Origin of the sequence: Acinetobacter sp. YH12239 (assembly GCF_013417635.1) — a bacterium.
In the GTDB taxonomy this organism is placed as follows: Bacteria; Pseudomonadota; Gammaproteobacteria; order Pseudomonadales; family Moraxellaceae; genus Acinetobacter.
Genome location: NZ_VPDP01000005.1, coordinates 29,141 through 41,681, shown reverse-complemented (window position 1 = coordinate 41,681; position 12,541 = coordinate 29,141). Strand labels below are relative to the sequence as shown.

General features: G+C 39.8%; 9 protein-coding genes. 6 read left to right on the top strand and 3 right to left on the bottom strand.

The annotated features are described in order from the left end of the window. Positions 1–40: 40 nt before the first annotated feature. Complete coding sequence (locus FTV17_RS06285) at positions 41–1,681, bottom strand: acyl-CoA synthetase (RefSeq protein WP_179998616.1); 1,641 nt, start codon at positions 1,679–1,681, stop codon at positions 41–43. Between the two features lie 264 nt (positions 1,682–1,945). Here FTV17_RS06285 and FTV17_RS06280 point away from each other — a divergent pair, with 264 nt between their 5' ends. The 3 genes from FTV17_RS06280 to FTV17_RS06270 are packed head-to-tail and all read left to right on the top strand — an operon-like array spanning position 1,946 to position 6,177. Next, positions 1,946–3,688 carry a neutral/alkaline non-lysosomal ceramidase N-terminal domain-containing protein gene (locus tag FTV17_RS06280; RefSeq protein ID WP_179998615.1) on the top strand — a complete coding sequence of 581 codons (1,743 nt, stop codon included), beginning with the start codon at positions 1,946–1,948 and terminating at the stop codon, positions 3,686–3,688. Continuing rightward, positions 3,685–4,974, top strand: coding sequence for a D-arabinono-1,4-lactone oxidase (locus FTV17_RS06275; RefSeq protein ID WP_179998614.1), 1,290 nt, complete (start codon positions 3,685–3,687; stop codon positions 4,972–4,974). Before FTV17_RS06280 ends, FTV17_RS06275 begins: the two co-directional genes overlap by 4 nt. Positions 4,975–4,977: 3 nt before the next feature. Further along, a complete protein-coding gene (locus FTV17_RS06270; protein WP_179998613.1) occupies positions 4,978–6,177 on the top strand; it encodes an alanine racemase in 1,200 nt (399 codons plus the stop codon). Positions 6,178–6,236: 59 nt separating this feature from the next. Here the strand turns inward: FTV17_RS06270 and FTV17_RS06265 are convergent, their stop codons facing one another. Continuing rightward, positions 6,237–7,856 (bottom strand): glutamate synthase-related protein, encoded by a 1,620-nt coding sequence (locus FTV17_RS06265; RefSeq protein WP_179998612.1) that lies wholly within the window; start codon positions 7,854–7,856, stop codon positions 6,237–6,239. Between the two features lie 325 nt (positions 7,857–8,181). Here FTV17_RS06265 and thrS point away from each other — a divergent pair, with 325 nt between their 5' ends. After that, the gene (thrS, locus tag FTV17_RS06260; RefSeq protein WP_092768341.1) at positions 8,182–10,104 is read left to right on the top strand and encodes a threonine--tRNA ligase; all 1,923 of its coding nucleotides are present in this window, start codon (positions 8,182–8,184) and stop codon (positions 10,102–10,104) included. A gap of 71 nt (positions 10,105–10,175) precedes the next feature. Further along, complete coding sequence (gene infC / locus FTV17_RS06255) at positions 10,176–10,661, top strand: translation initiation factor IF-3 (RefSeq protein ID WP_373683335.1); 486 nt, start codon at positions 10,176–10,178, stop codon at positions 10,659–10,661. A 499-nt stretch (positions 10,662–11,160) separates the two neighbouring features. Here infC and FTV17_RS06250 read toward each other — a convergent pair whose 3' ends face one another. Continuing rightward, positions 11,161–11,631, bottom strand: coding sequence for an Hsp20 family protein (locus FTV17_RS06250; RefSeq protein WP_179998611.1), 471 nt, complete (start codon positions 11,629–11,631; stop codon positions 11,161–11,163). A 281-nt stretch (positions 11,632–11,912) separates the two neighbouring features. Between FTV17_RS06250 and FTV17_RS06245 the strand changes: the two genes are divergently transcribed. After that, the gene (locus FTV17_RS06245; RefSeq protein WP_179998610.1) at positions 11,913–12,530 is read left to right on the top strand and encodes a glutathione S-transferase family protein; all 618 of its coding nucleotides are present in this window, start codon (positions 11,913–11,915) and stop codon (positions 12,528–12,530) included. Positions 12,531–12,541: the final 11 nt, after the last annotated feature.

Genomic DNA, 12,541 nt, shown 5'->3' with positions numbered 1-12,541 from the left:
TGATGTTTCAGACCTTTTTTATTTCTTAGATGCTTAATATTTAGAGTGCAGCACGGTCTTTTGCCCAATCTCGTAATACAAACTTTTGCAGTTTACCTGTTGAAGTTTTAGGAATTTCAGTAATCACTACGTCTTTAGGTACCTTGAATCGAGCAAGATGTTGTTTGCAGTATTCAATGATTTCTTCAGGTGTAGCTTGTTGCCCTTGCTTCAATTCAATAAATGCGCACGGAACTTCTTGCCAACGTGGATCAGGTTTTGCAACAACTGCAGCTGTCAGCACGGCAGGGTGTTGATAAAGTACTTCTTCCACTTCAAGTGAAGAAATATTTTCACCACCAGAAATAATCACATCTTTCGAGCGATCTGTGATTTTGGCATAACCATCAGGCTGGCATACGGCAAGATCGCCAGTATGGAACCATCCACCAGCAAATGCTTCAGCGGTGGCTTCAGGATTCTTCAAGTACCCTTTCATGACAATGTTGCCACGGAACATAATTTCCCCCATGGTCTGACCATCATTCGGTACAGGCAGCATCGTTTCAGGATCTAGTACTTTCATCCCATCTTGAAGTGGATAAGGTACACCTTGACGTGAATGTAGTTGAGCTTGTTCTTGGATGCTTAAATCACTCCAGCCTGCTTGCGAAGCACATAGCGCTGATGGTCCATAGGTTTCAGTGAGACCATAGACGTGGGTAACATTCATTCCTAAATTTCGCATACCTTCAATAATGGCAGCTGGTGGCGCTGCACCAGCAACCATCACTTCAACTCGATGATTAATTTCGCGTTGTTGCTCTTTTGGTGTGTTGATCAACATGGACAATACAATTGGTGCACCACAGAAGTAATCGACTTGATGATCCGCGATCAATTGATAGATCTGTGCTGGATCAACTTTTCGAAGACAAACATTTGTGCCACCGTTGGCGGCCATGGTCCAAGCGAAACACCATCCATTACAATGGAACAGAGGCAAAGTCCATAAATAGGTGGCACGGGGTGTCATACCACAAGCAATGATATTACTTGCTGCATTAATATAAGCCCCACGATGATGATAGACCACACCTTTTGGATTCCCAGTTGTGCCTGAGGTGTAGTTTAAGCTGATGGCATCCCATTCATCCTGTGGTAATTGCCACTCAAACTCAGGATTACCTTGTGAAAGCCAAGATTCATACTCAATTTTTCCAATACGGGGCGCTTGATCATTGAATTCATATTCAGTATCTGCAACATCGATAACATAAATGTCTTGAGGAACTTGTGCTAAAGCTTCCTGTGCTAATTCTGAGAATTCAGGGTCAACTAAAAGTACTTTTGATTCAGCATGTTCAAGCATAAATGCGAGTGTTTTTGCATCTAGGCGCGTGTTTAATGTATTGAGTACAGCACCTGCCATGGGTACTGCAAAGTGTGCTTCGATCATGGCTGGAATATTTGGAAGTAATACCGACACAGTATCATTTTTTTGAATACCAAGCTTTTGCAGCTGATCGGCAAATTGACGGCAACGTTTGTACTTTTCTTTCCAGCTAATCCGGCGTGTACCATGAATAATTGCATCTTGCTGAGGGTAGATGTAGGCCGCACGCTCTAAATATCTGAGTGGAGAAAGGGCAACAAAATTTGCTGGCGTTCTAGGTAGTTCGTCATACGGACTTAAATTCATTTTAGTATCCATCTTCATTTTTATAATCCTGAGTAAAAGATAAGCAAAAAATAAACAGAATACATTTATCCTTTAGTCTAGCAAACGTGACATTTTGTCAATTAGGAGAAAATTCATATTTTTTAACTTCATTTTATTGCGATTTATTCGTGAAGTTGGTGATATTTATTTGTGCTGAATAATGTAATTGATCGAGAAATAGGGTAAATTTTAAACAGATTTTAAGTTTCAAAATTGAATAATAAAAGCAAAAGGATTTTGCGTATGTATATTGTTGGGTGGGGGAAAGATGAAATTAACATCGAACCCAAAGGCTATGCCATGTTTGGCTATGGGATGTGGCATCACCGTGCCTATAAAAAAAGAACTGCGCTGTATGCGAGAACAGTGACCATTCAAAAAGATCGAGATGCTCCATTAATTTTATGTTGTCTAGATTTTGGCTGTATTACTTCAGCAATTCGAATTACTGTAATCCAACGCTTGAATGAAACGTTGAGGGATCGTTTCGATCCACATCGTTTGGTTCTAATGGCAACGCATACCCATTCAGGTCCAGGCGGTTGTGGTTATGAAGCTCTTTATAATATGCCGACACCAGGATTTGTGCCTGAGCACCTTGATGCAGTAGTGGATGCTGTGCAATCCAGTATTCAACAGGCATTATCCAATCGCGATTTTACAGAGATTCGGTTAGCGACAATTGACATTCCTGAGCAAGTTCCTGTGGCATGGAATCGCTCGATAAAAGCGTATAATCGAAACCTAGATACTGCATTTGTCGACGAATCTGAAACTTACAAAGCGATCAATCGACAAATGCAAGTCCTTGGCTTTTATCGTGGGGAAAAGCTGCATTCTCTGTTGTCACTGTTTGGTGTGCATGCGACATGTTTGGGCAATCAATTAGACGCTCATGATGGTGATAATAAAGGCTATGCCGCAACACTTTCGGAAGAGACATTAAGCGCTGCTGGAGTGGATGGACCAGTATGTATATTTGCGCAAGCAACAGCAGGCGATGTGTCACCACACCTCCATGGAAAGAATCAGACTAAGATCAGAAAAAAGATAAAAGGAGAAGCAGAGTACATCTATGCGAGAAACAATGGTCGTATACAGAGTGAGTATGCTTTAGCCGCTTTACTTGAGCAACAGAATCAAAACATCCAATATCAAGATTTGGATGCAGTACTCGAGTATGTGGATATGGCAAATACTGTGGCTGATCCAGAGTTTTCAGGTGGATATAGCAATGCGATAACAAGCCAAGCTTGTCATGGGACAGCATTTATTGCGGGCACACCAGTCGATGGTGTGGGTGCTGCAAAGCCATTGATCATGGCTATGAATTTACTTTCAAAACAATTCAAACGAAGTAAGTTGAATTCAAAAGATCCAGCGGAAAGTGCTTATTATCAGAAGCTTTATCATGCTCAAGGACCCAAAAATATTATTTTTGAATCGGGTCAGCATCGGATATTAGGAAAAAAATTAGGTTCACTTCCCAGTGTTTTAGATCCACTCATTGCTGAAATGAATGCTCAAGTTCACGCCGGCGCAATTCAAGAAAGCGATTTAGTGCCACATATTGTGCCAATTCAGCTCATTCGAATCGGTCAACTTTTTTTGGTATGTGCTCCCGGAGAATTTACAACAACCTCAGGTAAGCGCGTATTAAATACCATTCAGAAAAGTGTATTACCGACATTTCCTAACGCAAAAATTTGGTTTGCATCTTATTGTAATGATTATATGGGCTATGTCACGACATTCGAAGAATATCAAGAACAAGCCTATGAAGGTGGACACACTTTATTTGGTCAATGGACTTTGGCAGCTTTTCAAACCTATTTTAAACATTTGGCTAAACAGGTTTGTTTGCCACCTGAACAACGTCAATTATCAAATTGCGTACCTAAAGCAGTACCTCAAAAAGAATTAGAGAAAAGAACCAATCGGGGAAATGTTCAAACCGCCGTTGCACAAAAGGAGTTGGCAACATGAGTAATCTGACACATCATTATTGGTCTAACTGGTCGGGATATTGCCACTCAAACCCGCAACACATCTTATATCCAGACCAACTACATGAATTACAGGATATTGTGATTCAACATCCTAAAGTTCGTGTGGTTGGTGCAGGGCATTCATTTACTCCGTTGGTAAAAACGGATGCGTCTATTATTTCTTTAGACCGATTTTCAAGTGTCTTAAATGCTGATCAGGCTAAATGCCAAGCGACGTTATGGGCAGGTACTCGACTATTCAATTTAGGGCAGCATCTTGCGCCTTTTGAACAGTCGCTTATGAATCAGGGTGATATTGATCAACAAAGTTTAGCTGGTGCTGTGTCTACAGGAACACACGGGACAGGTGCAGCGCTATATTCTATTTCAGGTTATGTAGAAGATTTTGAGCTATTACAGGCAAATGGAGAGTTGATCCAGTGCTCCAAGACGGAGAACCCTGAAATTTTTCAGGCAGGAAGAGTATCGTTGGGATCGCTCGGGATATTAACGAAAATAACCATGCAAAACCGCCCTAGATATAAATTGAAAGAGAAAATTCATTTAGCCCCTGTAGAAGAAAGCCTTGATCAATTTCTCCAATTGATGCATCAACATCGGCATTTGGAATATTTTATTTTCCCTTTTACAGATCAGTTAATTTTTAAAACACTTGATGTTACAGAGGGGGAGGTGAAGCCAAGAGAAACTTCTTGGCCATCTGAGGATCAACTTTTAACATGGTGTTGTGAAATTTCTAAAAAAGCCCCTTTTTTAACGAAATATCTTCAAAAATTAGTCGGTGTTTTTGTGAAGCCAACAGAATTCATTGATTGGTCGGGTGATATTTTTGCAACACCTCGGAATACCAAATTCAATGAAATGGAATATCAAATTCCAATTGAGAATGGCATTCAATGCATCAAAGAAGTGATTGCAACGTTTAGAAAATATCAGATAAATTCTTTTTTCCCTATCGAATTTCGCGTGGTCAAAGGGGATGATATTTGGCTAAGTCCTTTCTATCAGCAGGACAGTATTTCGATTTCCATCCATCAATATTATAAGCAGTCACCTCAAAAAGTATTTGATCTTATTGAGCCCATTTTTCAAAAATATCGAGGCCGTCCACACTGGGCTAAGATGCATCAACTGTCTCACCAAGAGATTCGAGCTCTTTATCCGAAATGGAATGAATTTATGCAAATCAGAGAAGCGCTCGATCCCCATCGAAAGTTTCTCAATCCCTATCTTGAAAAACTATTACTTGGGCAGCAAGGATGAGAGATGAATAGTTTTTTTAATCAAATGAATGATGATTTGCGGGCACATGGTTTAGGTCAACCTATGCTCTTGATCGATGACGATGCATTAAACTTTAATATTGCTTATGTAAAACAGCAGCTAGCTTCGGCAAAGCACTTAAAACCGCGGTTGGTCGTTAAATCTTTGGCTTGTTTGCCTTTGTTAAAAAAGCTAAGTTTCGATTTAGACACCCGACACTTTATGGTGTTCCATATTGATCACTTAGAATTGATGTTTAATCATTTTGATCAAGCTGATTTACTCTTTGGCAAGCCGATGCCAATTCGTGCAGTAGAAAGGTTTTATCAAAACCATCACACGCCAATCAAATGCAAGATACATTGGTTAATTGATTCCTTTGCTCGTTTGCAACAATATCATGCCTTGGCTGATCAACTGGGACTTAGCTTCAATATCAATCTTGAAATTGATGTGGGATTACATCGAGGAGGTGTTCAAAATTCTGCTGAATTTATACAAATGCTCAATTATATTCAGCAGCATCAAAAAACGCTAAATTTGAGTGGCTTAATGGGCTACGATGCGCATGTCACTAAACTACCTAAGGTGGTGAAGCGTGCAGAAACAGCTTATGCTGAATCTCAACATATTTATCAAAATTATCAGCACATCTTAAAGCACCAATTCCCAGATTTAAATCATGCTCAGCTGTGTTTTAACGGAGGAGGAAGTCCAACCTTTAGTTTTCACGTGAAACATAGTGTGTGTAATGATCTGTCATTTGGCTCAATGTTGCTTAAGCCCAGCGATTTTGATTCTGAATATCTTTCTTCACTTAAACCCGCTTTATATATAGCGAGTCCCGTACTGAAAGTTTTAGACCAAGTTTCATTGCCAGGGATGCCTTCATTTAAAAAAATAAAATTCTTTCAGAAGCATCAAGCGGTTTTTATCTACGGTGGCTATTGGATGGGTCAATATGTTTATCCAGCAAAATCTCATCCTCATTTATTGTATGGACGAAGCACCAATCAGGAAATGATTTGTGTCGATCGTAAAATTGATATCCATCCTGATGACTATGTATTTATTCGACCGAGCCAGAGTGAGGTGGTCATCCCGCATTTCAATCGCACGTATCTTTATCGAAAAGAAAATGAGTGGAATTCATCTGATTTGGAAACAAGTAGATTTGAACCTTGGGAAAATTTTAGAGAGTAGTGATTAAAAGAAAAAAAAGGGATGAAGTTAATCATCCCTTTTTAGCATTGGTTTGAAATTTATTGGACGCCGCCGTAGTGGATGCCCGTTAATTCACTGATTTCTTTTTTCCAAGTGGTTAAGTCATCTAAATTAAATTTACTTAAATGGTCATGCCCACAAGCACGCGCCATTACCTGCATCAACTCGACTGAAGCATTGAAGAAGTTGGCGAGTTGCTGTGCTGATTTTTCAATTTCGAGTCTTCGACGCAAATGATCTTTTTGTGTTGCAATACCGACAGAGCATTCATTTGTATTACACGCGCGCATTCCTAAACAACCAATTGCCTGCATGGCAGAGTTAGACACGGCAATGGCATCTGCACCCAGCGCTAAGGCTTTAATAAAATCAGCAGGGACACGTAAGCCACCTGTAATGACCAAACTAATGTCACGACGTCCTAAACGATCTAAATGACGACGTGCCCGTGCCAAGGCAGGAATGGTCGGCACTGAAATATTGTCACGGAATAATGTTGGTGCTGCACCTGTACCACCACCACGACCATCTAGAATAATGTAGTCCACACCTATCGCAATCGCAGCATCAATGTCTTTTTCGATATGCTGTGCAGACAGTTTAAAGCCAATCGGAATGCCACCTGTCTGCTCGCGGATATAGTTTGCAAACTCCTTATACTGTGAAAGCTCAGTCCAATCCGGGAAGGTTGCGGGAGAAATCGCAGATTGTCCTTCTTCTAAACCACGTACTTCTGCAATTTTTCCGACCACTTTATGCCCAGGTAGATGTCCGCCTGTTCCTGTTTTTGCTGCCTGTCCACCTTTAAAGTGAAAAGCTTGGCATTTTTTTACTTTTTCAATGTCATAGCCAAAACGACCAGAGGCCAGCTCGTAAAAATATCGTGAATTCGAGGCTTGCTCATCATCTAGCATTCCACCTTCACCAGAACAGATGCCAGTACCTGCCATTTCTGCACCCATTGCCAGTGCAGTTTTTGCTTCTTGTGATAAAGCACCAAAACTCATGTCGGAGACAAATAATGGAATATTGAGTTTCAATGGTTTCTTTGCATTTGGTCCAATAATCACTTCGCTTGCAACGGGAGCATCATCCAGTAGAGGAACTTTCCAAAGTTGAGCTGTGACCAGTTGGATATCTTCCCATTTTGGAAGTTTGTCAAAAGGCACACCCATGGCTGCGGTAGGACCATGATGACCGAAATTTTTTAGACCATTTCGAGCTAATTCTAAGATGAATCTATTGTGTGGCTCTTCAGGAGCAGGCTGTGAATCTGCATAGAGTCCTTGGTAACGATCACGGTTGAATTGCTGTGGATTTCTTTTTTCCCAAGCTTCAATTTCTTCTAAGTCAACATAGACATGATCATCTTGAATCCAAGCTTTAAATTTTTGCAGATTTTTATTGAGATATCTCGGGTTAATGCCAGTTTTATAAATGTAATGAGAGCCGTGAAGGCCACATACAATTTTGTCGCCTTGAATATGGGCATCGGACATGAGTGCTCCGCGATGCTGACAACGACCATACATGACTACGACTTTTTCTTCATCATGATCTTCAAGACGAAGAACAACAAGATCCACATTGGCTGCTAAAGCATATGCGGGTTTAAGCGGCTGGAGTGTAGACCAAGCAATTAGTGGGTGAGATTTCATATGACCTGCCTAATGATTTCAGTGGGTTATATTTATTTGTTTAAAAGTATGTTGATCATCTAATAGAAAGCATAAAAGATTATTTTTCTATAATTGGGATAATAGTAATTTAAATATCAAATTGGGAATATATTTTAACTATTTTTGTCATAATTAAAACTGCTATCGCCTAATGCTCGATTAACGGTTTATTAAACAACGTGACACGTGTAAAATCTCTAGCGATTTTATTTATCCACCGTTTTTATCTTTTGAGGTTCGCCTCGATCATAATCTCGCGGTGACATGCTCCATTGTACGGGGCATCACTCCTTAAGGATTTTTTATGCCAATTATTACTTTGCCAAACGGCGATCAAAAACAATTTGATCAAGCTGTCTCTGTCATGGAAGTTGCTCAAAGCATCGGTCCAGGTCTTGCAAAAAATACGGTTGCAGGTCGTGTAAACGGCCATCTAGTTGATGCATGTGACTTAATCACTGATGATGCCACGTTGCAGATCATTACGCCTAAAGATGATGAAGGTGTTGAAATTATTCGTCACTCTTGTGCCCATTTAGTTGGTCACGCAGTGAAGCAGCTTTTCCCCGAAGCAAAGATGGTGATTGGACCTGTCATTGAAGATGGTTTCTATTACGATATCTACAGTGAAAAACCATTTACACCAGATGATATGGCTGCCATCGAAGAGCGTATGAAAAAGCTCATCGATCAAGATTATGATGTCATTAAAAAGATGACACCTCGTGATGAAGTGATCAAAGTATTCACTGAGCGTGGTGAAGATTATAAATTACGCCTCATCGAAGATATGCCAGATGAGACTCAAATGGGTCTTTACTATCATCAAGAATATGTGGATATGTGTCGTGGTCCACACGTACCAAACACTAAATTCTTAAAGTCATTTAAGTTGACGAAGATGTCAGGTGCTTACTGGCGTGGTGATGCGAAAAACGAACAGCTTCAACGTATTTATGGTACGGCTTGGGCGGATAAGAAGCAGTTGGCTGCTTATATCAAGCGTATTGAAGAAGCTGAAAAGCGTGACCACCGTAAAATTGGTAAAGCGCTTGATCTGTTCCATATGCAAGAAGAAGCACCAGGCATGGTGTTCTGGCATCCAAATGGCTGGACGATCTATCAAGTTTTAGAACAATACATGCGTAAAGTTCAGCAAGACAATGGTTATCAAGAGATTCGCACACCTCAGGTGGTCGATTTTAGTCTGTGGGAAAAATCAGGACATGCTGCAAACTATGCAGAAAACATGTTTACTACACATTCTGAAAACCGTAACTATGCCGTTAAACCAATGAACTGCCCATGTCATGTTCAAGTGTTTAACCAAGGTTTAAAATCTTACCGTGATTTACCAATTCGTCTCGCTGAATTTGGTTCATGTCACCGTAACGAACCATCGGGTTCATTACATGGGATTATGCGTGTTCGTGGCTTCACCCAAGATGACGCACACATTTTCTGTACAACTGAGCAAATTGGTCAAGAAGTTGCTGACTTTATCAAACTGACTTTAGATGTTTATAAAGATTTCGGTTTTGAAGAAGTGCAAATGAAACTCTCAACACGTCCAGAAAAGCGTGTAGGGGATGATAAGCTTTGGGATGTTGCTGAAAAATCTTTAGCTGACGCGCTGGATGCAGCAGGTCTCGCTTGGGATTTACAACCTGGTGAGGGTGCGTTCTACGGTCCTAAAATTGAATTTTCTTTGAAAGATTGTTTAGGTCGTATCTGGCAGTGCGGTACAATCCAATGTGATTTTAACTTGCCATTACGTTTAGATGCATCTTATGTCACTGAAGATAACGATCGTGATCATCCTGTGATGCTTCATCGTGCAATTCTTGGCAGTTTTGAACGTTTTATTGGTATACTTATTGAACACTACGCTGGATTTATGCCACCATGGTTGGCACCAATTCAAGCATGTGTGATGAATATTACCGATTCTCAAGCAGATGCTTGTCAGTCAGTCGTCGCTAAATTGCAAGAAAATGGCATTCGAGCGATTTCAGACTTGAGAAATGAGAAAATCGGCTTTAAGATTCGTGAGCGTACTTTAGAGCGTATTCCATACCTATTGGTGCTTGGGGATCGAGAAGTAGAGGAAGGTACAGTGAATGTACGTACTCGCTCTGGAACAAATTTAGGTACTATGTCTATCGATGCATTCGTTGACTTAGTGAAAGTAGCCGTAGCCGAACGCGGCCGGTATATTGTGGAGTAAGAAAGATTAAACAGCCTGACCGTAACCAACAACAAGGTGCTAAAAGCAATCGTCCTGCATTAAATGATGAGATTCGTGCGAAAGAAGTACGTCTCGTTGGCGCTGACGGAGAACAAAAAGGCATCGTTTCACTTGCTGAAGCGTTGCGTGCTGCAGAAGAAGTTGATCTTGACCTCGTTGAGATCGTTGCGAATGCAGAGCCGCCTGTTTGTAAAATCATGGATTACAACAAGCATTTATTTGATCTGAAGCAAAAGCAAAAAGATGCTAAGAAAAAGCAGCATCAAGTTCAGGTGAAAGAGATCAAGTTGCGTCCTGGTACAGACGTTGGTGATTACAATGTTAAGTTGCGTGCTATTCTGAAATTCCTTGAAGAAGGCAACAAAGTTAAAATTACTCTACGTTTCCGTGGTCGTGAGATGGCTCACCAACAATTGGGTCTTGCTCAATTACAAAAGATTGAAGCTGATGTGGCTGAAATCGGTGTAGTGGAACAAGCACCAAAAATGGAAGGTCGTCAAATGGGTATGTTACTTGGTCCTAAAAAGAAAAAGTAAAACCGATTTAGAGAAAAAGCCCTGCACATGCAGGGCTTTTTTTATATGTTGTTTGAAGGAATATAGGTACATCCTGAGTTAGTAAAGAGAGGAGCGACTGTGGTTGGGGTATAAATCATCAGTTGAATATTTCCATCAGGCAGTACTTTAGTGAAGTCTAATAAACGTATATTTTAAACTTCTCGAATCATTTTGTGGCTTGAGTAAAAAATGTAATTATCTCGACAGGTAAACTCGGACTTATGCATAGAAAATTCTAGATGGATGGTAAAACTGAATAGGTTTAGAGTGTTTACTGTCTTGAAAAATGACCCAAAAAGGATTTTTAATATTGCACATCAGCACATCAGCACATCAGCACATCAGCACATCAGCACATCAGCACATCAGCACATCAGCACATCAGGAAATTCGTTGCTCAAAGTACCTGTAGATTTGATCTATAAAAAAAGCCGATACTTTTGCATCGGCTTTTTTGTGACTCATCAACTTCGATGTTTTATTCGACATGAACTGTTTTTTCAGTAGACTCTGTATTTTCTAACAGAAGTTTTTTGCCAATTGGAATTTGTCGAGGTAATTTCTCTTCTGGAATGATACGCTCTAAATCGATCACTAATAAGCCGTTTTCATAATCTGCTTGTTGAACTTCAATATGTTCATCTAAGCGAAGCGATAATTTAAATGAACGACGCGCAATTCCTTTATGAAGATATTCGGTTTGTTCAGATTGAATAGCTTCAGGTTTTCCTGTGATTGAGAGAAGTTGATTTTCAAGACTGATATTTAACTCATCTTGACTAAAGCCTGCAGTAGCGACCACGATGCGATATTTATTCTCACCTTTTTTTTCAATGTTATAAGGTGGGTAGTTTGGAGCATCACTTTGCATTGCATAATCAATAAAATCGTTTAAACGATCAAAACCAATGCTACGACGAAACAATGGATGAAGATTTAAGTTACTCATGATTAAAACCTCCTGAGGTCAGCAAAGTCATAAAAATAAGAATGTTGTTCTGTCATGACTATCATCAACAGAACCAGATGATCATCATAAATCTGGCAATTTTTTATATAGGTTCAGACCGAAATTTTTCAATAATAAATTCAAAAAATTTTTAAAAATATTTTATAAATAATTGATTTTTTATAACTTATAAATAAAAAATTTCTATCCTTGTTGTTTGGTTTGAAATGATTTATGGTGGATAAATCAATCAACAAAGGGCATATGGAGCCTGAACTGTAATGATCGATTTATATTATTGGGGAACACCCAACGGATTAAAAATAACAATTGCACTCGAAGAAATGGCTTTAGATTATCAAATCTATCCAATCAATATCTTAGAAAATGATCAGTTCCAAACTGACTTTCTTGCGATATCTCCTAATAATAAAATTCCTGCGATAGTTGATCAAAATGGACCGAATAATCAATCGATTTCGATTTTCGAGTCTGGTGCAATACTGCAATATTTAGGACGTAAAACGGGACAATTCTATCCTCAGCACGAAATCGCGAGGATTCAGGTTGAACAATGGTTGATGTGGCAAATGGGTGGTCTAGGACCGATGTTAGGTCAAAATCATCATTTCGCTAAATTTGCTAAAGAGAAAATCCCTTATGCGATCGAGCGCTACATGACAGAAACCAAAAGATTATATGGAGTGCTCAATAAGCAGTTAGTTGGGCAAGACTATGTGGCAGGTGAGTACTCTATTGCGGATATGGCAATTTTCCCTTGGTTGATGCGGCACGAGTGGCAAAGTATTCATTTAGCAGAGTTTCCTGAAGTGGAAGCTTATATTCAACGTATCCAACAGAGACCAGCGGTACAAAAGGCGCTTGCACTACTAAAGTAGATCACGGATTT